This window comes from Pseudomonas sp. BP11-1-1 (assembly GCF_052112105.1).
Lineage (GTDB): Bacteria > Pseudomonadota > Gammaproteobacteria > Pseudomonadales > Pseudomonadaceae > Aquipseudomonas > Aquipseudomonas alvandae.
Genome location: NZ_JAUTYU010000015.1, coordinates 79,144 through 102,975, shown reverse-complemented (window position 1 = coordinate 102,975; position 23,832 = coordinate 79,144). Strand labels below are relative to the sequence as shown.

Here is a 23,832-nt window from a genome sequence, read left to right as displayed (position 1 = left end):
ATCGAGACTTGCCTGAACGTTCAGACCCTGCCTGCGTCAAAACGTCCGGGCGATGGTCCATCTTACCTGCAGCCTTGCCAAGACAAAGCCCTCCACCGGGATTAGAATGTCCCGCATTCTTTTTTGGTGACCGCGATATGACTGATCAGCGCAAAGGCAGCGATGCCGAACCCACCACACACTTCGGCTTCAAGAACGTGCCGGAAAGCCAGAAGGCGGAAAAAGTCGCCGAGGTTTTCCACTCGGTGGCCGCCAAGTACGACTTGATGAACGACCTGCTTTCGGGCGGCATGCATCGCCTCTGGAAGCGTTTCGCGATCGAACTGTCAGGCGTGCGCAGCGGCAACCGGGTGCTGGACATCGCCGGCGGCACGGGCGACCTGACCAAGAAGTTTTCCCACATCGTCGGCCCGACCGGCCACGTGGTGCTCGCCGACATCAACGAATCGATGCTCAAGGTCGGCCGCGATCGCCTGCTGGACCTGGGCGTGGCCGGCAACGTCGAGTTCGTCCAGGCCGATGCCGAAAAGCTGCCGTTCCCGGATAACCACTTCGACTGCGTGACGATCGCCTTCGGCCTGCGCAACGTCACCCACAAGGAAGACGCCCTGCGCTCGATGCTGCGCGTGCTCAAGCCCGGTGGCCGGCTGCTGGTGCTGGAGTTCTCCAAGCCGACCAATGCGCTGATGTCCAAGGCCTATGACGCCTATTCATTCGCGTTCATGCCGTTGATGGGCAAGCTGATCACCAACGATGCGGAAAGCTACCGCTACCTGGCCGAATCGATCCGCATGCACCCCGACCAGGAAACCCTGAAGTCCATGATGGTCGAGGCCGGTTTCGACCGGGTGACCTACCACAACATGACTTCAGGCATCGTCGCCCTGCACCGCGGTATCAAGCCCTGATGCTGCTCACCGGCCTGCTCGCCAGCGTCGAACTCGGGATCAACCGGGTCCTGCGCCTGGACAGTACGGCGCCGATGCGCCTGGCGCACTTGAGTGGCAAGGTGATCGCCGTCGACTGCCGCAGCCCGGCGTTGCAGCTGTTTATCCTGCCCAGCGATGAAGGCCTGATGCTCGCCGCCCATTGGGAGGCCGAGGCTGACTGTACGCTGCGCGCCCCGGCGTCGAGCCTGCTGGAACTGGCGCTGAGCAAGAACAAGACCGCCGTGTTGCACGGCCCGGACGTCGAGCTCGACGGCGACAGCGGCGTGCTGCTGGAGCTGGCGGCGATCCTCCAGGACCTGGAGCTGGACTGGGAATACGAAGTGTCCCGCTGGATCGGCCCGGTGGCGACTCAGTTGCTCAGCGGCCACCTGCGCAGCCGCAGCCGCTGGTACCGCCAGGGCTTCGCCAGCCTGGGACAGAATCTGAGTGAATACCTGGCCGAAGAATCGCGTACCCTCGTGGGGCGGCGCGAAGCACAGGCCCGTTTTGATGAACTGGACCAGGTCAAGCTCGACCTGGAACGTCTCGAGGCGCGTTTCGAGCGCCTTTCCCGAACCCTTGAATCCAAGCGATAACGCATGAAGCTGCTTGCCGTCCGCCGTCTGTTGCGCATCCAGCGCGTCGTGATCCGTTACCGCCTCGATGACCTGCTGTTCGCCTTGCCGCTGCCCTGGTTTCTCCTGGCGCTGCGCTTCGTGTTGCCGTGGCGCTGGTTCCCCCGGCGAACCCTGGACCTGAGTCGCGGCGCTCGCCTGCGCCTGGCCTTGCAGGACCTGGGGCCGATCTTCATCAAGTTCGGGCAGATCCTTTCGACCCGCCGCGACCTGTTGCCCGAAGACATCGCCGATGAGTTGATGCTGCTGCAAGACCGCGTGCCGCCGTTCGACTCGAAGTTGTCGGTCGCGCTGATCGAAGCGCAACTGGGCAAGAAGATCAGCGAAGTCTTCAGCCGCTTCGATGTCGAGCCCCTGGCCTCGGCGTCGGTCGCCCAGGTGCACGCCGCCCAGCTCAAGACAGGCGAAGAGGTCGTGGTGAAGGTGATTCGCCCGGGTCTGAAACCGGTCATCGCCCAGGACCTGGCCTGGCTGTTCATCCTGGCCCGCGCCGCCGAGCGGGTGTCCGCCGACGCGCGCCTGCTGCACCCGGTGGACGTGGTCCAGGACTACGAGAAAACCATCTTCGATGAACTCGACCTGTTGCGCGAGGCCGCCAACGCCAGCCAACTGCGCCGCAACTTCGAAGGCTCGCCGCTGCTCTATGTGCCGCAAGTCTATTGGGACTGGTGCCGGCCGAAAGTGCTGGTGATGGAGCGCATCTACGGCATCCAGGTCACCGACCTGGCGACCCTCGCCGACCAGCGCACCGACATGAAACTGCTGGCCGAGCGCGGCGTGGAAATCTTCTTCACCCAGGTGTTCCGCGACAGCTTCTTCCACGCCGACATGCACCCGGGCAACATCTTCGTCAGCACCGTGCAGCCGTGGAGCCCGCAATACATCGCGATCGACTGCGGCATCGTCGGCAGCCTCACCCCCGAGGACCAGGATTACCTGGCGCGCAACCTGTTCGCCTTCTTCAAGCGAGACTACCGTCGCGTCGCCCAACTGCACATCGATTCGGGTTGGGTGCCGGCCGAGACCAAGCTCAACGAATTCGAAGCGGCAATCCGCACCGTGTGCGAACCGATCTTCGAAAAACCGTTAAAGGATATTTCCTTCGGCCAGGTGCTGATGCGCCTGTTCCAGACCGCGCGACGCTTCAACATGGAGGTTCAGCCGCAACTGGTGCTGCTGCAGAAAACCCTGTTGAACATCGAAGGCCTCGGCCGCCAGTTGTACCCGGACCTGGATTTGTGGAACACCGCCCAGCCCTTCCTCGAGCGCTGGATGCGCGAGCGGATGAGCCCGAAAGCCCTGCTGGGCAACGTCCAGAGCCAGTTCGAACAGATCCCGCATCTGGCCAACATGACCCGTGACCTGCTCGAACGCATGTCCCAACCCCACGCCAACGACCCGGCGCCGCCGTGGCACCGACGCAAGGATGACTGGTTCCTGCGATTGCTCGGCGCAGCCCACCTGGGCGGAGGCGCCGTGCTGGCCGCCGGCGGTCCGTTAAGCCAGTTGGGCCATTGGCCCGCCGGCATCATGGTGGCCGTTGGTTTGTATCTGGTCGTTCGTCGATAGCACGAAGCAGCTGCAAGCGATAAGCTGCAAGCCGCAAGTTCATGGGTGAACTATCAACGCAAGCACCACACAGAATCGCTTTTACTTGCAGCTTGAAGCTTAAAGCTTGCCGCTGCCCCAGGACCCAAGATGAAAAACTGGCAGGACGAGATCAAGTGGGACGCTGACGGCCTGGTGCCGGCCATCGCCCAGGATCACAAGACCGGGCGCGTACTGATGATGGCCTGGATGAACCGCGAAGCGCTGGCCCTGACCGCCGCCGAGAACCGCGCCATCTACTGGTCACGTTCCCGTGGCAAGCTGTGGCGCAAAGGTGAAGAGTCCGGGCATGTGCAGCACCTGCATGAGATGCGCCTGGATTGCGACGGCGACGTCATCATCCTGATGGTCGAGCAGGTCGGCGAAATCGCCTGCCATACCGGCCGTCAAAGCTGCTTCTATCGCGTCTTCGAGAACGGCGACTGGAAAACCGTCGACCCGGTGCTCAAGGACCCGCATGCCATTTATTCAGGACACTCCCATGACTGACACCTTGACCCGCCTGGCCCAGGTGCTGGAAGAACGCAAGGGCGCCGCAGCCGACAGTTCCTATGTCGCCAGCCTGTACCACAAGGGCTTGAACAAGATTCTGGAAAAGGTCGGCGAGGAATCGGTCGAGACCATCATCGCCGCCAAGGACGCCGCCATCAGCGGCGACTGCAGCGACGTGATCTACGAGACCGCCGACCTGTGGTTCCACAGCCTGGTCATGCTGGCCCAACTGGGGCAGCATCCGCAGGCCGTACTGGATGAACTGGACCGTCGCTTCGGTCTGTCCGGGCACGTCGAGAAAGCCTCGCGCCCGTCCGCCTGATCAATTTTTGAGAGGAGTAGCCACATGGGTATCTTTGACTGGAAACACTGGATCGTCATTCTGGTGGTCGTGGTGCTGGTGTTCGGCACCAAGAAACTGAAAAACCTCGGCACCGATGTCGGCGAGTCGATCAAGGGCTTCCGCAAGGCCATGAACGACGACGAAAAACCGGCCGACCCGGCGACCTCCCAGGCTCAACCCGTGCAGCCGGCCCAACCGGTACACCCGCAGGCCACCCAGCCGGTGAATGCGCCGAACACCATCGACGTGCAGGCCCAGAAAGTCGAAGAGCCAACCCGCAAAGACTCGTGAGCACTGACTAATGTTTGGGATCAGCTTCACTGAACTGCTGCTCGTCGGCCTCGTCGCCCTGCTGGTGCTGGGCCCCGAGCGCCTGCCGGGCGCTGCGCGTACCGCCGGTCTGTGGATCGGGCGCCTGAAGCGCAGCTTCAACGCGATCAAACAGGAAGTTGAACGTGAAATCGGTGCCGACGACATCCGTCGGCAACTGCACAACGAACACATCCTGTCCCTGGAGCAGGAAGCGCGGAAAATCTTCACGCCGACCCAGCAGGAGCCTACGCCGGTCCAGCCCGTAGCCGAGCCGACGATTGCGCCCCAGGCACCGACTGTCGAAGCGGCGCCAGCAGTGGCCGAACCCGCGAAGCCGGTCGATCCGGCTCCTGCGACCACACCGACTCCCCACGATCCCACTTTGCCGCCGCGAGCCCCATGAGCGATATCCCTGAAAACGACCAGCCAATGCCGCTGGTATCGCACCTCACCGAGTTGCGCACGCGCCTGCTGCGTTGCGTCGCGGCGGTTTTCATTATCTTCGCCGGGCTATTCTCCTTCACCCAGCAGATCTACACCTTCGTCTCCACGCCGCTGCGCGAATACCTGCCAGCGGGCGCGACGATGATCGCCACCGACGTGTCATCGCCGTTCCTGACGCCGCTGAAGCTGACGATGATGGTCTCGCTGTTCCTGGCGATCCCGGTGATCCTGCACCAGATCTGGGGCTTCATCGCACCGGGCCTGTACAAGCATGAAAAACGCATCGCCGTGCCGCTGCTGGTGTCGAGCATCCTGCTGTTCTATACCGGCATGGCCTTCGCCTATTTCCTGGTGTTCCCGCTGATCTTCAAGTTCTTCGCCGCCGCCACCCCGGCGGGCGTGGAGATGATGACCGACATCACCAGCTACCTGGATTTCGTCATGACGCTGTTCTTCGCCTTCGGCGTGGCGTTCGAGATTCCTGTAGCAGTGGTGCTGCTGGTGTGGATCGGCGTGGTCGATGTCGCCTATCTGAAGAAAATCCGCCCGTACGTGATCATCGGCTGCTTCGTGGTCGGCATGATCCTCACGCCGCCGGACATTTTCTCCCAGACCTTGCTGGCCGTGCCGATGTGGCTGCTGTTCGAAATCGGTATCCTGTTCGGTGGCCTGGTGCGCAAGCGCCGGGAAGATGAACCCGAGGACCAGCCGGTCGATGACCACAACGACCAGCCGCCAGCGACCCAAGCGTGAACCTGCTGCTGCTCGAAGAGGCCGATTTCATCGGGCCTGACCGCGTCGTCCTGAGCGATCGCCGGTTGACGCACATGCAGGAAGTCCACCGCAGCGCCGTCGGCGACAGCCTGCGGGTCGGGCGCATCGGCGGCTTGATGGGCACGGCCCAGGTGCTGCGCCTGGAAACTCGCGAAGCCGAACTGCAAGTGACCCTGGACCAGCCGCCACCGGCCAAGTTGCCCTTGACCCTGGTGCTGGCACTGCCGCGTCCGAAGATGCTCAGGCGCGTGTTCCAGACCGTGGCGACCATGGGCGTGCCGCGCGTGGTGCTAGTGAACAGTTATCGGGTGGAAAAAAGTTTTTGGCAGACGCCGTTCCTGGAGCCCGAGGCGATTCGTGAACAACTGATCCTGGGGCTGGAGCAGGCCCGGGACAGCGTGCTGCCGGAAATCGTCATCGAGAAGCGCTTCAAACCCTTCGTCGAGGATCGCCTGCCCGCCATCGCCGAGGGCACCCTCGGGCTGGTCGGCCACCCCGGCAACCACCCGCCCTGCCCCCGGGCACTGACCGAACCGGTGACCCTGGCAATCGGCCCCGAAGGCGGTTGGATTCCCTATGAGATCGACTTGCTGGGCAAGGCCGGCCTGCAGCCGGTGCAGCTTGGTGAGCGGATCCTGCGGGTCGAGACCGCGGTGACGGCGTTGCTTGCGCGGCTATTCTGATCCTGATCGTTTGCAAGGGTATTCCAAACGCATCTAACGCATTTCTCCTGTCCTCCCACATCGCGCCGATACAACTATCATAAAAAGCAGTTCCGCCCTTCAAGGGAGTACCGGCATGTTCCGATGGCTAGGTAACGTAGGCGTTAATCGCAAACTCGGCTTCGGTTTCGGCTTGGTACTGCTCTTGACCGTAATGATCGCTTTCACCGGTTGGACCGGCCTGAGCAAGGTAGTTGCTCGCGGCGACACGCTGGGACTCATCGCCAGCCTGAACGACCTGACCAAGGACCTGCGCTCCGCGCGCATGGATTATGACGCGACCCGTGGCGAAAAAGGCCCAGGTGACCTCAACGATCTCCTCGGTAAATTGGAGCCTGGGCTACAGAGCGCCCGCCAATCGATCGAGGAGCCGGCCGATGTAGCGATCATCGATAAGCAGTTGGCGGCTGTCGCCGAGTACAAGACTGTCGTCGCCGATTTGATCCGCGCCACCGCCAGTCGCGAGGATGCCCGCAGCAAACTGGGCGCCAGCGCCGATAACGCAGTGGCCCATGTCGCCGACGTTGAAAACGCCATGCTGCAAGGCGATAGCGTTCCACGACTCGGCGGTGTGTCGAGCCTGGCGAAAGCACTCCAACAGGCCCGCTATCAGGTTCGCGGCTACACCTACAGTGGCCAGGCCAGCGCCGAGCAACCCGCGCTGGATGCCATCGATAACGCGATGAAAGCCCTCGACAGTCTTGCACCGCAACTGGCCGATGAACACGCTGCCAAGCTGCAGCAGGCCAGCGCATCGTTCAAGGCTTATCGTGCAGCGGTCGGCCAGTTCCATGACGCCCAGACTGCCAACGCAGCTGCCATCAAGCGCATGTCGGACCTGGGGGTCGTGCTACGCGAGGCCAGCAGGAATCTCACCGCGTCCCAGACGATGGTGCGCAACCATGAAGCGGCCCAGGCCGATACTCTCCTGGTCTCGGCCGCTGCGCTGGCCCTCCTGTTCGGCGTGATCGCAGCCCTGATAATCACCCGACAGATCGTCGACCCGCTGGGCCTGACCCTCAAGGTGGCCGAACACGTGGCCGCAGGCGACCTGACCCACAACCTCACCTCCGAGCGCCGCGACGAACTGGGCCAGCTACAGCGTGCCATGCAAGGCATGACCGTGGGCCTGCGGCAATTGATCGGCGGCATCAGCGAAGGCGTTACGCAGATTGCCAGTGCCGCCGAGCAGCTCTCGGCCGTCACCGAGCAGACTAGCGCCGGAGTCAGCAGGCAGAAAGTGGAAACCGACCAGGTCGCCACCGCCATGCACGAAATGACGGCCACGGTGCAGGAAGTGGCGCGTAATGCCGAGGAAGCCTCCGAGGCCTCCCTCGCCGCCGACCAGCAGGCCCGCGAGGGCGACCAAGTGGTGGGCGAAGCCATCGCCCAGATCGAACGCCTGTCCAGGGAAGTGAGCAACTCTACCGAAGCGATGGGCCAGCTCCAGCGCGAAAGCGACAAGATCGGCAGCGTCCTCGACGTCATCAAGTCCGTCGCCCAACAAACCAACCTGCTGGCCCTCAACGCGGCCATCGAAGCGGCCCGTGCCGGTGAAGCCGGTCGTGGTTTCGCCGTGGTGGCCGATGAAGTCCGCAGCCTCGCCCAGCGCACCCAGAAATCCACCGAGGAAATCGAAGAGTTGATTGCCGGCCTGCAGACGGGCACCGAAAAGGTCGCGAGCAGCCTGGGCAGCAGCCGCGGCCTGACCGATAGCAGTGTCGAACTGACCCGCCGCGCCGGCGGTTCCCTGGAGAACATCACCCGCACCGTCTCGGCGATCCAGGCAATGAACCAACAGATCGCCGCCGCAGCCGAGCAACAGAGCGCCGTGGCCGAGGAGATCAACCGCAGCGTGCTGAACGTCCGCGATGTATCCGAGCAGGCCTCCGCCGCCAGCGAAGAGACCGCAGCCTCCAGCGCCGAGTTGGCACGGCTGGGGGTTCATTTGCAAACGCTGGTAGGACGCTTCAAGGTCTGACCAGAACGGCCGGCATAACCCTGTGGCGAGGGAGCTTGCTCCCGCGCCACGAAATCTTGACAATCCCCTACAGATCCCTCCCAAGCCGCCGATACAGTCCCCATAAAACCAAATCAGCGCTCCAAGGGAGTATCAGCATGTTCCGGTGGCTTGCCCAGGGTCTGGGAAATGTAAGCGTGAATCGCAAACTCGGCGCAGGCTTCGGCCTGGTGCTGCTCCTCACCTTGATGATCGCGTTCACCGGCTGGTCCGGCCTGGGCAATGTCATCAGCCGCGGCGACAAGCTCGGGTTCATTGCCGGTCTCAACGACCTGAGCAAGGACTTGAACCTGGCCAGCATCGACTACAACACCACCCGGGGCGAGAAAGGCCCGCAACAGGTCAACGACCTGCTTGGCAAGCTCGATGCAGGCCTGAAAACTGCTCGCGAATTGATCGAACAGCCCGCCGACATCGCGTTGATCGACCAGCAACTGGCCGCCGTCGCCGAGTACAAAAGCGCCTTCGCCCAGATGACCAGTGCCACCGTCAGTCGCGAAGATGCCCGCAGCAAGCTGGGCGCCAGCGCCGATAACACCGTGGCGCGGGTCGCCGAAGTGGAAAAAGCGCTGCTGCAAGGCGGCGACATCACCCCGTTCAACAACATCGTGACCCTGAGCAAGGCGATCCAGCAGGCCCGCTACCAGGTCCGCGGTTACACTTACAGCGGCAAAAGCGAGGCCCAACAGCCGGCCATCGATGCAATCACCGATGTCTTGAAGCTGCTGGCTCGCTTGCCAGCCCAGTTGCCCGAGGAGCATGCCGACAAGCTCCAGCAGGCCAGCGACTCGATGAACCTCTATCGAGCGGCGGTCAGCCAGTTCCGCGACTCCCAGCTCGATAACGGCGCCGCACTGCAGCGCATGAGCGAGCAAGGCCAGATCCTGATCGACTCCAGCCAGAAGCTCACCGTGTCACAGACCGCCGTGCGCGACCGCGATACCGCCCAAGCCAAGAGCATCCTGATTGCAGCCGCCGCCCTTGCCCTCCTATTTGGCGTAATCGCCGCCCTGCTCATCACTCGGCAGATCGTCGGTCCTCTGGATGAGACCCTGAAGGTGGCAGAACGCGTCGCCGCGGGTGACCTGACCCATAATCTCACCTCTGAACGCCGCGACGAACTCGGCCAACTGCAACGCGCCATGCAACGCATGACCGTGGGCCTGCGGCAATTGATCGGAGGCATCGGTGAAGGGGTTACCCAGATCGCCAGCGCCGCCGAACAGCTGTCGGCCGTGACCGAACAGACCAGCGCCGGTGTGAACAGTCAGAAAGTGGAAACCGATCAGGTCGCCACGGCCATGCACGAAATGACCGCCACGGTGCAGGAAGTCGCGCGCAACGCCGAAGAAGCCTCCGAAGCCGCCGTCGCCGCCGACCAACAGGCCCGTGAAGGCGATAAGGTAGTTGGCGAAGCCATCGCCCAGATCGAGCGCCTGGCCAAGGAAGTGGGCAACTCCACCGCCGCCATGGGCGATTTGAAGCGCGAAAGCGACAAGATCGGCAGCGTCCTGGACGTGATCAAGTCCGTGGCCCAGCAAACCAACCTGCTGGCCCTCAACGCAGCCATCGAAGCGGCCCGTGCCGGGGAAGCCGGACGTGGTTTCGCGGTGGTGGCCGATGAAGTCCGCAGCCTGGCCCAGCGCACCCAGAAGTCTACCGAAGAGATTGAAGAGCTGATCGTCGGTCTGCAAGCCGGCACCGAGCAGGTTGCGACCATCATGGACAACAGTCGCAGCCTGACCGACAGCAGCGTCGAACTGACCCGCCGCGCCGGGGGCTCGCTGGAGAACATCACGCGCACGGTGTCGGCGATCCAGTCGATGAACCAGCAGATCGCGGCGGCGGCTGAGCAGCAGAGCGCGGTGGCCGAGGAAATCAACCGCAGCGTGCTGAATGTGCGTGATGTGTCGGAGCAGACGGCGTCGTCCAGTGAAGAGACGGCCGCCTCCAGCGCAGAGTTGGCGCGGCTGGGGGTTCATTTGCAGACGTTGGTGGGGCGGTTTAGGGTTTGACTTGGCATCCGAGATAAATGTTCATGAGGAGGCGGCTTTAAAGCCGACCTGGCTCTGAGTGACCGAGTTTCTCCCGTGAGAGCGAGCTTGCTCGCGATAGGGGTGCCACAGTCGACGAAAATGTTGGATGTGCCGGCCTCTTCGCGAGCAGGCTCGCTCCCACAATGGGATTGGAATAAAGCCAAAGAACTAGGTCGGCTATAAGGCCGCCTCGCTGTAGACCTTGATCTTGATCTTGATCTGGGGCGCCCCGTTAACCACGCTGGCCGAACGCAGGCATTGCGCAGTGGACATCCCGGCATGGATGCCGGGATAGCCGCGCTGGGCCAGGGACGGCCCTTCGCGGCGGGCCCACGGAGCAATGCCGGAGTGAGGGCACACCGAGCCTGGGCGAGGTGCCGAGTGGTGGGGCAAAGCCTTTTTGGTTACTTTTTTGGCGTCTGAAAAAAGTAACCCGCCGTAAGGGCGGAACCCTAAGCAGCCGTTACCTAAATAACGGATATACACACAAAAACCCCAACTCCCACAATCCGTCATCCCAAGGCTACGCCGCCTTGCGCCATTGCCTACAACTACGCCAGAATCCGCCGGCTTGTGCGCCTTGGCCCTGGGCTCTAACGTTTGCAGGTCGCTGTAAGTTCAGCGATCGGGTTTAGCAGCTCGGCTTAATATCAAGGCACGCAGGTCCGCTTCATGGCGGCTGTGCGTGGGGCACTTCGGTGCGCCGGGTTCCTTGATTCCTGGTCTGCTAACCCGCGTACTGCCGCCACCCTTTTCGTTTAGCAGCGATGTCTGGCGGCTCCATCAATCAAGGAGCGTCATCCATGTACAAAGTGACACCCAACCCACCAGAACCCGAAACCGACCCCAAGAAAATCCAGGAAGCCACTGATCGCGCGCTGGATTACTACCTGAAGCCCAAACAGGCCAAACCCGAGAAAAAACCGTCGCCAGGCCAACTCTTCACCATCGTCGACGGCATCGACACCGAAAGCCTGCTGGCCAACCTCAGCGAAACCCTGGCTTCAGCCGACGCAATGATCAACGACCTAGCGTTCGATCTTGAAGGTTCGAGACGCCAAGTTGCGCTTGGCATCCTGCAACTAATCGAGCTGAGTGGTTTGTTGGCGAATCGGATGTTGGATAGCGTCAATCCACAGCCTTAGCGTTTTCGGGGCCGCTACGCAGCCCAACGGGGATAAATCCCCTCGCCACAAAAACAGCAACCTCAACGCAGCGCCCAACAAAAAGCCCCGCCTCTTTTCAGAAGCGGGGCTTTTGCGTATCAGGCGATCAAGCCACCTGAGGCTGCACGCTCACCGGCTGAAGCGGCAGCAGCGGTGCATGCGGATCGGCCTTGACCGACTCACGCCACGCTGCCAGCCATTCAGGATGTGTCTCGGCCCACACCTGCTCATGCAGGCGGGACAACGCCACCGGGTCGCTCAACAGTGCCAATCGCTCGGCGTTGCTGAGCCCCGCAGGGCCGACCTTCAGCGCGTGACGAACGCGTTCGACCCGCAGCCATTCGATCGGCTCAGCCTTGCCGTGACGTGACGTCGCCAATGCATAGGCCAGGGCGTTCTGTTGTGGATCGACCACCGCCCGGATGAAACCGTCGTTCAGCGCGTGCCAACGGTTTTCATGGGTGTACTGGTCGGTCGACAGCAACTCCTGTGGCGGTGCGTATTCCTCGGGGATCAGGAACAAGCTTTCATCACGGGACTTCAAGCCCAGGCCCACGCGGCTGGAAATCACCGAGACCGGGATCGACAGCATCAGCGAGCCGACGATCGGCACGAGCCACCACAGGAAGCTCGGGTTCAGCCAGATCACCAGCAAGGCCCAGAAGAAGCCCAGCAGGGTTTGCGGACCGTGGCGCTTGACGGCTTCGCTCCATGGCGTGGAGTCGTCGTCACGTTTCGGCGAGTTCCACGTCGCGGCCCAGCCCAGGAAAGCGGCAAGGACGAAACGGGTGTGGAAGATCATCCGCACCGGCGCCAGCAGCATGGAAAACAGCATTTCCAGCAGCATCGACAAGGTCACCTTGAACTTGCCACCAAACTCCTTCGCGCCTTTTGCCCAGATCAACACGATGCTCAAGAGCTTGGGCAGGAACAGCAGGACAATGGTGGTGGAAAACAGCGCGATGGCTTTTTCCGGATGCCATTGTGGCCAGAGCGGATACAGCTGGCGCGGCTCCAGGAAGTACTGCGGCTCCATCAACGTGTTCACCGCCAGCAGCGCGGTGGAGAGCACCAGGAAGAAGAACCACAACGGTGCCGACAGGTAGGACATAACGCCGGTCAGGAACACCGCGCGGTGCACCGGGTGCATGCCCTTGACCAGGAACAGCCGGAAGTTCATCAGGTTGCCGTGGCACCAGCGACGGTCACGCTTGAGTTCGTCCAGCAGGTTCGGCGGCAGTTCCTCGTAGCTGCCCGGCAAGTCGTAGGCAATCCACACGCCCCAGCCGGCACGGCGCATCAGCGCGGCTTCGACGAAGTCGTGGGAGAGGATCGCGCCCGAGAACGCACCTTTACCGGGCAACGGCGCCAGGGCGCAGTGGTCGATAAACGGCTTCATGCGGATGATCGCGTTGTGACCCCAGTAGTGCGACTCGCCCAACTGCCAGAAGTGCAGGCCGGCGGTGAACAGCGGACCATAGACGCGGGTGGCGAACTGCTGCATGCGCGCATACAGCGTGTCCATGCCCGAGGCCCTTGGCGCGGTCTGGATAATGCCGGCGTCAGGCGTGGCTTCCATCAGGCGCACCAGGCTGGTCAGGCATTCGCCGCTCATGACGCTGTCGGCGTCGAGCACGACCATGTACTTGTAGTCGCTGCCCCAACGACGGCAGAAGTCGTCGAGGTTGCCGCTCTTGCGCTTCACGCGACGGCGACGACGGCGGTAGAAGATCTTGCCGAAGCCGCCGGTTTCACGGCAGACGTCCAGCCAGGCCTGCTGCTCGGCGACGCAGATGTCGGTTTCGTTACTGTCGCTGAGCACGAAGAAATCGAAGCGGTCCAGGTCACCGGTGGCGGCGACCGACTCGAACGTGGCGCGCAAACCGGCGAATACCCGAGGGACGTCCTCGTTGCAGATCGGCATGACCAATGCGGTGCGGGCGTCCTTCGGAATCGGCTCGTTGCCGGCGCTGGCACCGGAGATACGGTACTTGTCGTGACCGGTGAGCAGTTCCAGGAAGCCCATCAACGCGGTCCAGAAACCGGCCGACACCCAGCAGAACAGGATGCCGAACATGATCAGGATGCTGGTTTGCAGCGCGTACGGCAGCACTTGCGTGGCCGTCTGCAGCAGCGGTTGGTGCATCACTTCGTCGAGGTCCACCAGCGACCAGCCCTGGTACGGCATGATGCCTTTCATGTACCAGCCGGCGACGATGGTCTGGCCGAGCATCAGAATCAGCAGGATGTAGCGGCGAATCGAACCCACGGTACGCCACCGCGCGTGCGGCAAGACGCGCTCGTCCTTGGGCGGCTTCGGCGGATTGGTGCGACCGGTCAGGCGGCGCCAGCCACGCACCAGGATATTGGTGCGCCACGGCTCCGGCACGACTTTGGTCCGGCGAATCGGCGGCGTCGCCTTCAGGCACACCCGGCCGTTGGAATCGAGCGCCAGCATTTCAGCGTCCTCGAGTTCCTCGGCGGTGCTCAGTACCAGGCGACGGCCCACCGAGGCTTGCGCCGCCTCGTTGGGTGCGTCGAATGTCGAAGAAGCCAGGCGTTCATGCAATTCGCTGAATGACTTGCAGCCCGCCAGCTCGGCGCGCTGCTCGTCGGTCATCGGCAAATGGGCCAGATACTCGCTGAGAGACTCTGGTTGTACGGGAGTATTACTCATCGGCAGGCAACTGGTAGCTCCAGGTCTCGGTCAGGACTTGTTCAGTCTGTTCCGGTTCCTGTGGGGTTGGGGTCGGCTCGGCGGCGGCGGTGGACGCCTTCACGGCCTTGGCTTCTTTCTGCTCGGCGGCTTGCTCGTTGGCTTTTTCTTTTTCGCTCTGCTGCTTCGCGACCTTGTCAGCCTTGGCCAACGTGTTCACGGAATGCGAGGTGGCAGGCAGTTCGACAGGAACCAGCGGCCGGACCAGGGCAGCACGCATCTCGGTGGCTTTGCTCGGGTCCTTGATCTTCAGGCGCAGCGTCAAGCGCCAGCCCTTGGTTTCAGGGTTGTAGCGAACGCTGTTCTCGACGATCTCGCCGTTGTCGCCAACGCTCACCTGGCTACGCACTTCGGCGTCTTCAGGCAGCGCTTGCAGGGACGGCCCTTCGAAGTCGACCAGGTAGGCCACGCTGCCGTCCGGCTGACGAATCAGGTTGGACTGCTTCACGTCGCCGGTGGAACGCAAGGTCTGCTTGACCCAGGCGCTGTCTGGCGAGTGCAGGTTGGCTTCATCGAGCGTCCAATGCAGACGGTAGGCGAAGTCCAGCGGCTGGCCAGGCTCAGGCAGTTTTTCCGGGCTCCAGAACGCAACGATGTTGTCGTTGGTTTCATCGGCGGTCGGGATTTCAACCAGGTCGACGGTGCCTTTGCCCCAATCGCCTTTCGGCTCGATCCAGGCACTAGGACGTTTCTCGTAACGATCGTCCAGGTCTTCGTAGTGACTGAAGTCACGACCACGTTGCAACAAGCCGAAACCACGCGGGTTTTCGACCGAGAAGTTGCTCACGGCCAGGTGTTTTGGATTGTTCAGCGGACGCCAGATCCACTCGCCGTTGCCGGCATGGATGGACAGGCCGCTGGAATCGTGGAGTTCACGACGGTAGTTCAGCACTTTGGACGGCTGGTTGGCGCCGAACAGGAACATGCTGGTCAGCGGGGCGATGCCCAGCTTGTTGACGCGATCACGCAGGAATACACGCGACTTCACGTCGACCACGGTGTCGGTGCCCGGACGCAGGGTCAGGCGATAAGCGCCCGTGGCCCGTGGCGAATCCAGCAAGGCGAAGATCACCAGGTGCTTGTCGGTCGGTTTCGGACGCTGGATCCAGAACTCGCGGAAGCGTGGGAACTCTTCACCCGATGGCAAAGCAGTATCGATCGCCATGCCACGCGCGGACAAACCGTAGACCTGGCCCTTGCCGATGACGCGGAAATAGCTCGCGCCCAGCATGGTCATGATTTCGTCTTGCTTGTCAGCCTTGTTGATCGGATACAGCACGCGGAAACCGGCGTAGCCCAGCTGTTCGGTCGCCTTGGGATCGAACTTCACGTCGCCGAAATCGAAACGTGTCGGGTCGTACTTGATCTCGTCGACGGTGGTCGCGGTGATTTCGTTGATCTTCACCGGCGTGTCGAAGTGCATGCCCTGGTGATAGAAGGACAGCCGGAACGGCGTCTTCTGGTCGGCCCATTCAGCTTTTTCAGTGCGGAAACGGATTTTCTGATAATCGGCGAACTTCATTTCGCGGAATTCGTTCGGCAAGTTGCTGCGCGGGGCTTCGAACTTCTGCCCGGCCAGTTCTTGCGCTTTTGCCGACACATCATCCAGGCTGAATGCCCACAGTTGGCCGGCGCCAAGCAGGCAAAACAGGGCCGAGCCCGCTACCAGAGCGTTTCTAAACCGTTTGGCAGTCATTTTTGGTGCATTACAGGGACTAACAATCACGAGCAACCCTCGCCGAAAACTGATCAAAAAACCAACGGCCAGATAAAGTATCTACACGGTAACGGCGCTGAAAAACCGTTCCTGCGGACCACTCTTGCCAAGTTGGCGAGCATTGTTCCGACTCCGATGGGACAAAATGATTCCCCAAACGGTTCAGGACAAGTCTCTACCTAAGTCAAATGGACCAGCGATCGCTGGTCCCCCGTAGCGCGCGATTATCTAGTAGGCCGCGTGACAACGCATCAGGGCTAGCAAAGTATTTATCGAGAAAACATCTTGTTTTGCCTCGAAACCGGACCGAAAAGATGTTTCAAACGCTTTCAGGCCTGTAACAGAAAGGTTACCGGGCCATCGTTGACCAGATGCACTTGCATGTCGGCGCCGAATCTACCTGATGCCACGGTGCCATGCACCTGTTTCGCCTGGTTAAGCAAATAGTTGAATAGCTCTTCGCCCAGGGCGGGAGGCGCGGCGGTCGAAAAACTCGGTCGCAGGCCGCTTTTGGTGTCCGCTGCCAGGGTGAATTGTGAAACCAGCAGCAAACCGCCTGCCACATCCGCCAGGGACAGGTTCATCTTCCCATCGGCGTCGCTGAACACCCGGTAGTTAAGCAGCTTGTGCAGCAGTTTGTCGGCGTGGGCACGCGTGTCCCCGGGCTCGACCGCCACCAGCACCAGCAATCCATGGTCCACGGCGCCGACAATTTCGCCCGCGACCTCGACGCGGGCGCCGCGAACCCGCTGCAGCAGCCCTTTCATGCTTCTTCGGGCGGCAGGTCAAGCAGGCGACGGGCCATTTGTGCGGCGGCGCGCACCAGTGCATCGGTGATTCCGGGCTCCGAGGCGGCGTGGCCGGCGTCGCGGATGACCTGCAATTCGCTGTTGGGCCAGTTCTGGTGCAGCTCCCAGGCGTTGTCCAGCGGGCAGATCACGTCGTAGCGGCCGTGCACGATGACGCCCGGCAAGTGGGCGATCTTGCCCATGTCGCGAATCAGTTGGTTGGGCTCGAGGAAAGCGTTATTGGTGAAGTAGTGGCATTCGATCCGGGCGATCGACAGCGCGCGCTGCGGCTCGGAGAAGCGATCGACCACCAGCGGGTTCGGCCGCAGGGTCGCGGTACGGCCCTCCCAGGTCGACCAGGCCTTGGCCGCGTGCATCTGGGCAATCTGGTCGTTACCGGTCAGGCGCTTGTGGAAAGCGCCGAGCAAGTTATCGCGCTCGTCCAACGGGATCGGCGCAATGTAGTCCTGCCAGTAGTCAGGGAACAGGCGACTGGCGCCAGCCTGGTAGAACCACTCGATTTCCTGCGGACGGCAGAGAAATATCCCACGCAGGATCAAGCCATGTACCCGCTCCGGATGGGTCTGGGCGTAGGCCAGGGCCAGGGTCGAGCCCCAGGAACCGCCGAACAGCACCCATTTTTCGATGCCCAGGTGCTTGCGGATGCGCTCCAGGTCTTCGACCAGATCCCAGGTGGTGTTGTTTTCCAGGCTGGCGTGAGGCGTGGAACGACCGCAGCCGCGCTGGTCGAAGGTGACGATGCGGTACAGGTTCGGATCGAAGTAGCGACGGCTTTGTGCATCGCAACCCGCCCCCGGGCCGCCGTGAATGAACACGACTGGCAGGCCTTCCGGCGAGCCGCTTTCATCGACATAGAGCGTGTGGGTGTCATCGACAGCCAGATCGTGCCGGGCATGGGGTTTGATCTGCGGGTACAAAGTCTGCATTGCGCGCTCCGTAAGGGGTCGAGTCATCCCTGTGGGGACTTCTATTTAGTCTGCCGTCCGGCATCATAAACCCGAATCACCTTAATGAGCATGCCCCGCGCGCAGTCAAAGCGTGTCAGCCAGGTAGGCGAGCAGCGTGCGATACATCTTATCCACCTCCGGTACCTGGCCCCGAGCGCGCAGGCAACCGTGGACCAGGCCTTCGCCCCGGTACAACACGCAAGCCTCTCCTGCGGCGTTCAGCCGCTCGCTATAAAGGACACCGTCATCACGCAGCGGATCCCATTGGGCGACGGCGACGAAGGCGGGTGCCAAGCCCTTCAGATCATCGGCAAGCAACGGTGCGGCGTAGGGCGTGGGGTCGGCACCCTGCAGGTACAAAGCGTCATAGTGTTGCAGGTCATTGCTGCTCAAGAGCGGTGCGTCGGAACACTCGTCGCACGACGGCAAATGCGCGGGGCCGCCGAGTGCCGGATAAATCAGCACCTGGGCCCTGGGCTGAGGCTGGCCTGCGTCGCGCAGGGCCAGGCACAACGCCGCGGCGAGGTTGCCGCCGGCACTGTCGCCAGTCACCGCACGGCGACGCGGGTCAATGGCAAACGGCAGGTCCGTCAGGTGACGCCACACCGCGAGGCAGTCTTCGAAACCAGCCGGAAAGGGATGTTCCGGGGCGAGGCGATAGTCCACCGCCACGACCAGCACGCCAAGAGTCTCGGCCAGTTCCGTGCAGATGAAATCATGGGAATCCAGGTCACCCACCACCCAACCACCACCGTGCAGGTAAAGGATGCACGGCCAACCGGCCAGCGGCGGCGCGGTGCGTGGGTGGTAGGCGCGGACAGCCACGCCAGCCAAATGCAGGTCCTCGACCGCCAGCGTTGCCGGGCGCGGCGGGGTGAACGCCCGGCACATCTGGCGGTAGGCCTCGCGAGAACCGGCGAGGCTGTCGTCCGGGGCGCTGAAGCTCAGGGTTTTGTCGATGAAGGCTGACATTGCCTGGGAGAGTGGGTAGGCCATTGTGATTTGCCGTGGAATGCCAAGGTGTAACCCGGAGGCTTTTGTGGCGAGGGAGCTTGCTCCCGCTCGGTTGCGCAGCGACCGCCAGGAAAAGCCGGGTCTGCTTCGCAGCCCAGCGGGAGCAAGCTCCCTCGCCACGGGATTATCGCTGTCCTTGATACCGTGTCAGTTCTTGAGGCTTGCCTGCACCGCCGCGATGCCATCCTTGCCATCGAAGCTGGTCACGCCGGCCAGCCAGCGCTGCAGATCCTCGGGATGTTCGCGCAGCCATTGCCGGGCGACATCCTGGGGTGTCTTGCGCTCCATGATCGGCACCATCAACTGGCTTTCCTGGGCGGCGGTGAACGTGAGATTTTCCAGCAGCCGCTGAACGTTGGGGCAGCGCTGGGCGTAGTCCGGCGCGGTCACGGTGGACACGGTCGCGGCGCCTTCATTCGGGCCATAGACGTCTTCACTGCCCGTCAGGTAGGCGATGTTCATGTTGATGTTCATCGGATGCGGGGTCCACCCGACGAAGACCACGAACTCCTTGCGGTTCACCGCCCGCTGCACCGCCGCCAGCATTCCAGCCTCGCCGGATTCGATCAGCTTGAAATCCTTGAGGCCAAAGTGATTGGTCTCGATCATCGACTTGATGGTGGTGTTGGCGCCACTGCCCGGCTCGATCCCGTAGATCTTGCCACCGAGCTGGTCCTTGAATCGGGCGATATCGCCGAAAGTCTTGAGCCCCGCCGCCGCCACGTAGTCTGGAACGGCCAGGGTGGCCTGGGCATCGGCCAGGCTTGGCTGGCCCAGCACCTTCACCTGGTTGGCCGCCAGGAACGGGGCGATGTTCTTGTCCATTGCCGGCTTCCAGTAGCCCAGGAAGATATCGAGCCGCTTGTCGCGAATGCCGGCGAAGATGATCTGTTGCACGGCGCTGGTCTGCTTGCTTTCGTAGCCCAGGCCGGAGAGCAACACATCGGCCATGCCGCTGGTGGCGATCACGTCGGTCCAATTGACCACGCCCATGCGCACGACCTGGCAGGACGCAGGCTCGGCGGCCATCGCGCCGGAGCTTAGTAGAGCGGTACCGCAGAGGAACGACAGACAGCGTTTGGACAGTCTTTTCATCGCGTGAGTCTCGTGCGGCAGTGGATTGTTGTAGGTCGGTGTCTAGGTGCACCGTGCCTGGAACATTACGCAGCGTCGAGGGGGCGAAAGTGAACTGTGGCGACTTGGTTTTGCACGGTGGCGACAGTTCCCCTCCGAGGTTCAAGGACAACACAACCCTGTGGCGAGGGGATTTATCCCCGCTGGACTGCGCAGCAGTCCCAAAACTCTAAATCCCACCAATCAGGCCGATGTGATTCATCCATTTTGGGGTCGCTCCGCAACCCAGCGGGGATAAATCCCCTCGCCACAGGTATTGGGCAGGTGTTTATTTTTTGTAAGTCTTCTGCCCCCACGCCACGAAGCCTTCTAGCAATTCCCTGAGCACCACCTGGGTCGGCGCCGCCAGGTCCGGGCGGTAGTTGAACGGTTCGAACTCTTCCATGTAAGTGCTCTGGCACAGTTCCAGTTGCACCGCGTGAATGTCCTGCTCCGGGTTGCCGTAGTGCCGGGTTATGTGTCCGCCCTTGAAACGACCGTTGAGCACATGGGTGAACTGATCGTGACGGGCGCAGATGGCTTCGAGCTGGCTGGCCAGGGTCGGGTCGCAACTGGCGCCGTTGAACGTGCCCAGGTTGAAATCCGGCAACTTGCCGTCGAACAGGTGCGGGATCACCGAACGGATCGAGTGGGCATCGAACAGCAAGGCGTAGCCAAACTCAGCCTTGAGCCGCGCCAGCTCCTGTTGCAGCGCTTGGTGGTACGGCATCCAGACCTGTTGCAGATACGTCGCCCGCTCCTCGACCGATGGCTCCAGCCCTTCGCGAAACAACGGCACGCCATCGAACAGGGTCGCCGGGTACAAACCGGTGGTGGCGCCGACGTACATCGGCTTGTCATCGGAGGGGCGGTTCAGGTCGACGACGAACCGCGAGTATTCGGCGGCCAGGGTGCTGGCGCCCAGCTCATCGGCGAATTCGTAGAGCCGTGGGATGTGCCAGTCGGTGTCCGGCAGGCTCTGGGCCTCGGGGATCAACCCGGCCTGTACCGCCGGGGTCAGGCGCAGGCCGGCGTGGGGCATGCTGATCAACAGCGGCACGCGCCCTTGCTTGAAATTCAGGACCTTCTCCACAACCGTTCTCCTCAATCGATTTCCACGCCGTGACGCACGACGCGTTTTTCCAGATCGCCACCGAGCCAGTAGGCCAGGTCGGCGGGGCGATCGATGTGCCAGGCGACAAAATCCGCGACCTTGCCGGCCTCCAGCGAACCGTGCGTCTCGGCCATGCCCAGGGCTTGGGCGGCATGAATCGTCGCCCCTGCCAACGCTTCTTCCGGCGTCATGCGGAAACAGGTGCAGGCCATGTTCAGCATCAAGCGCAACGACAACGCCGGCGAAGTGCCGGGGTTGAGGTCGCTGGCCACGGCGATTTTCACGCCGTGCTTGCGCAGCGCATCCATGGGCGGCAGCTGGGTTTCACGCAGGAAATAAAACGCTCCTGGCAGAAGCACCGCCACGGTGCCGGACGCGGCCATGGCCTTGGCGTCGTCTTCGGTCATGAACTCCAGATGATCGGCCGACAACGCCTGGTAGCGCGCCGCCAGGCTTGAACCGTGCAGCGACGACAGCTGTTCGGCGTGCAGCTTCACCGGCAAGCCGAGCTGTTGCGCGGTGATAAACACCCGCTCGACCTGCTCCGGGGAAAACGCCAGGTATTCGCAAAAAGCGTCAACGGCGTCTACCAAGCCTTCGGCCGCCAAGGCGGGCAGCATTTCGGTGCAGATATGTTCGATGTAGTCGTCGGCGCGATCCTTGTATTCCGGTGGCAAGGCGTGAGCCGCCAGGCACGTGCTGCGTATGCTGACCGGCAACTCGGCGCCGAGACGGCGGATGACGCGCAGGATCTTGCGCTCGCTGGCCAGGTCCAGGCCGTAGCCGGATTTTATTTCCACCGTGGTCACGCCGTCGCGCATCAGGCTTTTCAGGCGCTTGGCAGCGCTGGCGAACAGCTCGTCCTCGCTGGCGGCCCGAGTGGCGCGCACGGTGCTGGCGATGCCGCCGCCGGCCGCGGCGATTTCGGCGTAGCTGACGCCTTGCAGGCGCTGTTCAAACTCACCGCTGCGGTTGCCGCCAAACACCGTGTGGGTGTGGCAGTCGATCAGCCCTGGTGTGACCCAGGCACCCTTGAGGTCGTTGACCGCCGGGTAGTCGCCCACCGGTAATTCGGCACGGGGGCCGATCCATTGAATGTGTGCGTCCTGGGTGACGATGGCGGCGTCTTCGATGATCGAGTAGACGCCCAGGGCCATGGTGGCGGCGTGGCAGTTTTGCCAGAGGGTTTTCATCCCGGTTTCCTCGTCGCATTCAAAATCGGATCGCGAGCAAGCTCGCTCCCACAGGGATCAGGGGTGTACCCCAAATGAAGGGCTCGACACCGATCCCCTGTGGGAGCGAGCTTGCTCGCGAAGGGGCCCTTACAGGCTCGGCAACAACTGCGCCGCGACCAGCTCGTTCAGGCACCGACTCGCCAACAGCTCGCTGGCTGCATTGATGTCCGGCGCAAAGAACCGGTCCTTCTCGTAGAACGGCACTTCTGCACGCAGCAATGCCCTGGCCTGTTCCAGCTTGGCGGAGGTTTTCAAACCACCGCGCAGGTCCAGCCCCTGGCACGCCGCCAGCCATTCCACCGCCAGGATCCCACGGGTGTTCTCGGCCATTTCCCACAAGCGCTTGCCCGCAGCCGGAGCCATGGAGACGTGATCTTCCTGGTTCGCCGAAGTCGGCAGGCTGTCCACCGAATGGGGATGGGACAGAGCCTTGTTTTCGCTGGCCAGCGCAGCCGCCGTCACCTGGGCGATCATGAAGCCGGAGTTCACGCCGCCATTGGCCACCAGGAACGGCGGCAGTTGCGACATGTGCTTGTCCATCATCAGCGAAATGCGCCGCTCGCTCAGGGAGCCGATCTCGGCGATTGCCAAGGCCATGTTATCGGCGGCCATCGCCACCGGTTCGGCGTGGAAGTTGCCACCTGAAATCACGTCGCCCTCGGCAGCGAACACCAGCGGGTTATCCGACACGGCGTTGGCCTCGATCACCAGCACCTCGGCGGCCTGGCGGAACTGGGTCAGGCAGGCGCCCATCACTTGCGGCTGGCAGCGCAGGGAATACGGATCCTGGACCTTGTCGCAGTTCTGGTGCGAATCGGAGACTTCGCTGCGCTCGCCCAGCAGGTCGCGATAGGCCGCGGCCGCATCGATCTGGCCTTTCTGGCCGCGAGCCGCATGGATGCGCGCATCGAACGGCGAGCGCGAACCGAGCACCGCTTCCACGGTGAGGCCACCCAGGGCCAGGGCACCGGCAAACAGGTCTTCGCCTTCGAACAAACCGCGCAAGGCAAACGCAGTGGAGACCTGGGTGCCGTTGAGCAGCGCCAGGCCTTCCTTGGCGGCCAGGGTCAGCGGCGCGAGGCCAGCGACTTTAAGGGCCTCGACGGCCGGCAGCCATTCACCCTTGTAGCGGGCCTTGCCTTCGCCCAGCAGCACCAGGGACATGTGCGCCAGTGGCGCCAGGTCACCGGATGCACCCACCGAACCTTTCAACGGAATGTGTGGATAAACCTCGGCGTTGATCAGTGCGATCAGCGCATCGATCACCTGCCGGCGGATACCGGAAAAACCCCGGCTCAGGCTGTTGACCTTGAGCACCATGATCAACCGCACCAGTGCATCGCTGATCGGCTCGCCGACACCGGCGGCATGGGACAGCACCAGGGAACGCTGGAGGTTTTCCAGGTCCTCGCTGGCGATGCGGGTCGAGGCCAGCAGGCCGAAACCGGTATTGATGCCATAGGCGGTGCGGTTCTCGGCGAGGATCTGTTCCACGCAGGCAACACTGGCTTCGATCTGCGCCGACGCGCTGGCGTCGAGGCTCAGGTTCACCGGTTGCTGATAGATGTCACGCAATTGAGCCAGGCTCAATTGGCCAGGAATCAGGTTTAAGGCAGTCATGTAGTGCTCCTTTTGAGAGTTTTGTTTTTCACCCGCCAGTCGCTCCGGAATGTTCCGTTATCCGTC

At 62.4% G+C, this 23,832-nt stretch carries 21 protein-coding genes and 1 pseudogene; 12 read left to right on the top strand and 10 right to left on the bottom strand.

Annotated features, from left to right (window positions below):
* The first annotated feature begins 137 nt into the window (after nucleotides 1-137).
* From ubiE to Q7C33_RS22960, 11 genes and pseudogenes are all read left to right on the top strand, one after another.
* Nucleotides 138-908, top strand: coding sequence for a bifunctional demethylmenaquinone methyltransferase/2-methoxy-6-polyprenyl-1,4-benzoquinol methylase UbiE (gene ubiE, locus Q7C33_RS23010; protein WP_024779926.1), 771 nt, complete (start codon nucleotides 138-140; stop codon nucleotides 906-908).
* Nucleotides 908-1,532: pseudogene (locus tag Q7C33_RS23005) on the top strand (ubiquinone biosynthesis accessory factor UbiJ). The gene ubiE and the pseudogene Q7C33_RS23005 overlap by 1 nt, the downstream one beginning before the upstream one ends.
* Nucleotides 1,529-3,133, top strand: a complete 1,605-nt coding sequence (gene ubiB, locus Q7C33_RS23000) for a ubiquinone biosynthesis regulatory protein kinase UbiB (protein ID WP_407684220.1) — start codon at nucleotides 1,529-1,531, stop codon at nucleotides 3,131-3,133. Before Q7C33_RS23005 ends, ubiB begins: the two are co-directional and overlap by 4 nt.
* Nucleotides 3,134-3,262: 129 nt before the next feature.
* Entirely contained in the window at nucleotides 3,263-3,661 is a 399-nt protein-coding gene (gene hisI / locus Q7C33_RS22995; protein WP_181290774.1) for a phosphoribosyl-AMP cyclohydrolase, read from the top strand.
* A complete protein-coding gene (locus Q7C33_RS22990; RefSeq protein WP_017126935.1) occupies nucleotides 3,654-3,986 on the top strand; it encodes a phosphoribosyl-ATP diphosphatase in 333 nt (110 codons plus the stop codon). The genes hisI and Q7C33_RS22990 overlap by 8 nt, the downstream gene beginning before the upstream one ends.
* A gap of 24 nt (nucleotides 3,987-4,010) precedes the next feature.
* Nucleotides 4,011-4,298, top strand: coding sequence for a twin-arginine translocase TatA/TatE family subunit (locus Q7C33_RS22985; RefSeq protein WP_030139117.1), 288 nt, complete (start codon nucleotides 4,011-4,013; stop codon nucleotides 4,296-4,298).
* Nucleotides 4,299-4,308: 10 nt separating this feature from the next.
* On the top strand, nucleotides 4,309-4,722 hold the full coding sequence (gene tatB / locus Q7C33_RS22980; protein ID WP_198797399.1) for a Sec-independent protein translocase protein TatB: 414 nt from the start codon (nucleotides 4,309-4,311) through the stop codon (nucleotides 4,720-4,722).
* Entirely contained in the window at nucleotides 4,719-5,516 is a 798-nt protein-coding gene (gene tatC, locus Q7C33_RS22975) for a twin-arginine translocase subunit TatC (protein WP_030139115.1), read from the top strand. Before tatB ends, tatC begins: the two co-directional genes overlap by 4 nt.
* A complete protein-coding gene (locus tag Q7C33_RS22970; RefSeq protein WP_030139114.1) occupies nucleotides 5,513-6,220 on the top strand; it encodes a 16S rRNA (uracil(1498)-N(3))-methyltransferase in 708 nt (235 codons plus the stop codon). The genes tatC and Q7C33_RS22970 overlap by 4 nt, the downstream gene beginning before the upstream one ends.
* A 115-nt stretch (nucleotides 6,221-6,335) precedes the next feature.
* Nucleotides 6,336-8,240, top strand: coding sequence for a methyl-accepting chemotaxis protein (locus tag Q7C33_RS22965; protein WP_407684219.1), 1,905 nt, complete (start codon nucleotides 6,336-6,338; stop codon nucleotides 8,238-8,240).
* Nucleotides 8,241-8,377: 137 nt separating this feature from the next.
* Nucleotides 8,378-10,294 (top strand): methyl-accepting chemotaxis protein, encoded by a 1,917-nt coding sequence (locus tag Q7C33_RS22960; protein ID WP_198797397.1) that lies wholly within the window; start codon nucleotides 8,378-8,380, stop codon nucleotides 10,292-10,294.
* 198 nt (nucleotides 10,295-10,492) lie between these two features.
* Here Q7C33_RS22960 and Q7C33_RS22955 read toward each other — a convergent pair whose 3' ends face one another.
* A complete protein-coding gene (locus Q7C33_RS22955) occupies nucleotides 10,493-10,675 on the bottom strand; it encodes a nucleoid-structuring protein H-NS (protein ID WP_198797429.1) in 183 nt (60 codons plus the stop codon).
* A gap of 443 nt (nucleotides 10,676-11,118) precedes the next feature.
* Between Q7C33_RS22955 and Q7C33_RS22950 the strand changes: the two genes are divergently transcribed.
* Nucleotides 11,119-11,460, top strand: a complete 342-nt coding sequence (locus Q7C33_RS22950) for a DUF6124 family protein (protein ID WP_030138254.1) — start codon at nucleotides 11,119-11,121, stop codon at nucleotides 11,458-11,460.
* Between the two features lie 127 nt (nucleotides 11,461-11,587).
* Here Q7C33_RS22950 and mdoH read toward each other — a convergent pair whose 3' ends face one another.
* The 9 genes from mdoH to hutH form a co-directional block, all read right to left on the bottom strand.
* Nucleotides 11,588-14,158, bottom strand: coding sequence for a glucans biosynthesis glucosyltransferase MdoH (gene mdoH / locus Q7C33_RS22945; RefSeq protein WP_198797396.1), 2,571 nt, complete (start codon nucleotides 14,156-14,158; stop codon nucleotides 11,588-11,590).
* A complete protein-coding gene (locus Q7C33_RS22940; RefSeq protein WP_206768577.1) occupies nucleotides 14,151-15,893 on the bottom strand; it encodes a glucan biosynthesis protein G in 1,743 nt (580 codons plus the stop codon). Before Q7C33_RS22940 ends, mdoH begins: the two co-directional genes overlap by 8 nt.
* Before the next feature lie 350 nt (nucleotides 15,894-16,243).
* Nucleotides 16,244-16,681: a D-aminoacyl-tRNA deacylase gene (gene dtd, locus Q7C33_RS22935; protein ID WP_030138257.1), complete on the bottom strand. Its 438-nt coding sequence runs from the start codon at nucleotides 16,679-16,681 to the stop codon at nucleotides 16,244-16,246.
* Nucleotides 16,678-17,649 carry a prolyl aminopeptidase gene (gene pip / locus Q7C33_RS22930; RefSeq protein ID WP_198797393.1) on the bottom strand — a complete coding sequence of 324 codons (972 nt, stop codon included), beginning with the start codon at nucleotides 17,647-17,649 and terminating at the stop codon, nucleotides 16,678-16,680. The genes dtd and pip overlap by 4 nt, the downstream gene beginning before the upstream one ends.
* Before the next feature lie 105 nt (nucleotides 17,650-17,754).
* Entirely contained in the window at nucleotides 17,755-18,666 is a 912-nt protein-coding gene (locus tag Q7C33_RS22925; protein WP_407684218.1) for an alpha/beta hydrolase, read from the bottom strand.
* A 165-nt stretch (nucleotides 18,667-18,831) separates the two neighbouring features.
* On the bottom strand, nucleotides 18,832-19,779 hold the full coding sequence (locus Q7C33_RS22920; RefSeq protein ID WP_407684217.1) for a choline ABC transporter substrate-binding protein: 948 nt from the start codon (nucleotides 19,777-19,779) through the stop codon (nucleotides 18,832-18,834).
* Nucleotides 19,780-20,086: 307 nt separating this feature from the next.
* The gene (gene hutG, locus Q7C33_RS22915; RefSeq protein WP_030138260.1) at nucleotides 20,087-20,890 is read right to left on the bottom strand and encodes an N-formylglutamate deformylase; all 804 of its coding nucleotides are present in this window, start codon (nucleotides 20,888-20,890) and stop codon (nucleotides 20,087-20,089) included.
* Between the two features lie 11 nt (nucleotides 20,891-20,901).
* On the bottom strand, nucleotides 20,902-22,104 hold the full coding sequence (gene hutI / locus Q7C33_RS22910; RefSeq protein WP_407684216.1) for an imidazolonepropionase: 1,203 nt from the start codon (nucleotides 22,102-22,104) through the stop codon (nucleotides 20,902-20,904).
* A 129-nt stretch (nucleotides 22,105-22,233) separates the two neighbouring features.
* On the bottom strand, nucleotides 22,234-23,766 hold the full coding sequence (hutH, locus tag Q7C33_RS22905) for a histidine ammonia-lyase (RefSeq protein WP_198797389.1): 1,533 nt from the start codon (nucleotides 23,764-23,766) through the stop codon (nucleotides 22,234-22,236).
* Nucleotides 23,767-23,832 lie beyond the last annotated feature (66 nt).

Bases quoted from the DNA above. Each gene is read 5' to 3' on its own strand.
- hutI (WP_407684216.1), bottom strand. From the start codon at position 22,104: ATGAAAACCCTCTGGCAAAACTGCCACGCCGCCACCATGGCCCTGGGC.
- ubiB (WP_407684220.1), top strand. From the start codon at position 1,529: ATGAAGCTGCTTGCCGTCCGCCGTCTGTTGCGCATCCAGCGCGTCGTG.
- hisI (WP_181290774.1), top strand. From the start codon at position 3,263: ATGAAAAACTGGCAGGACGAGATCAAGTGGGACGCTGACGGCCTGGTG.
- Q7C33_RS22990 (WP_017126935.1), top strand. From the start codon at position 3,654: ATGACTGACACCTTGACCCGCCTGGCCCAGGTGCTGGAAGAACGCAAG.
- Q7C33_RS22940 (WP_206768577.1), bottom strand. From the start codon at position 15,893: ATGACTGCCAAACGGTTTAGAAACGCTCTGGTAGCGGGCTCGGCCCTG.
- Q7C33_RS22925 (WP_407684218.1), bottom strand. From the start codon at position 18,666: ATGGCCTACCCACTCTCCCAGGCAATGTCAGCCTTCATCGACAAAACC.
- Q7C33_RS22960 (WP_198797397.1), top strand. From the start codon at position 8,378: ATGTTCCGGTGGCTTGCCCAGGGTCTGGGAAATGTAAGCGTGAATCGC.
- Q7C33_RS22985 (WP_030139117.1), top strand. From the start codon at position 4,011: ATGGGTATCTTTGACTGGAAACACTGGATCGTCATTCTGGTGGTCGTG.
- dtd (WP_030138257.1), bottom strand. From the start codon at position 16,681: ATGAAAGGGCTGCTGCAGCGGGTTCGCGGCGCCCGCGTCGAGGTCGCG.
- tatC (WP_030139115.1), top strand. From the start codon at position 4,719: ATGAGCGATATCCCTGAAAACGACCAGCCAATGCCGCTGGTATCGCAC.
- Q7C33_RS22965 (WP_407684219.1), top strand. From the start codon at position 6,336: ATGTTCCGATGGCTAGGTAACGTAGGCGTTAATCGCAAACTCGGCTTC.
- Q7C33_RS22950 (WP_030138254.1), top strand. From the start codon at position 11,119: ATGTACAAAGTGACACCCAACCCACCAGAACCCGAAACCGACCCCAAG.
- tatB (WP_198797399.1), top strand. From the start codon at position 4,309: ATGTTTGGGATCAGCTTCACTGAACTGCTGCTCGTCGGCCTCGTCGCC.
- Q7C33_RS22920 (WP_407684217.1), bottom strand. From the start codon at position 19,779: ATGAAAAGACTGTCCAAACGCTGTCTGTCGTTCCTCTGCGGTACCGCT.
- hutH (WP_198797389.1), bottom strand. From the start codon at position 23,766: ATGACTGCCTTAAACCTGATTCCTGGCCAATTGAGCCTGGCTCAATTG.
- pip (WP_198797393.1), bottom strand. From the start codon at position 17,649: ATGCAGACTTTGTACCCGCAGATCAAACCCCATGCCCGGCACGATCTG.
- ubiE (WP_024779926.1), top strand. From the start codon at position 138: ATGACTGATCAGCGCAAAGGCAGCGATGCCGAACCCACCACACACTTC.
- mdoH (WP_198797396.1), bottom strand. From the start codon at position 14,158: ATGAGTAATACTCCCGTACAACCAGAGTCTCTCAGCGAGTATCTGGCC.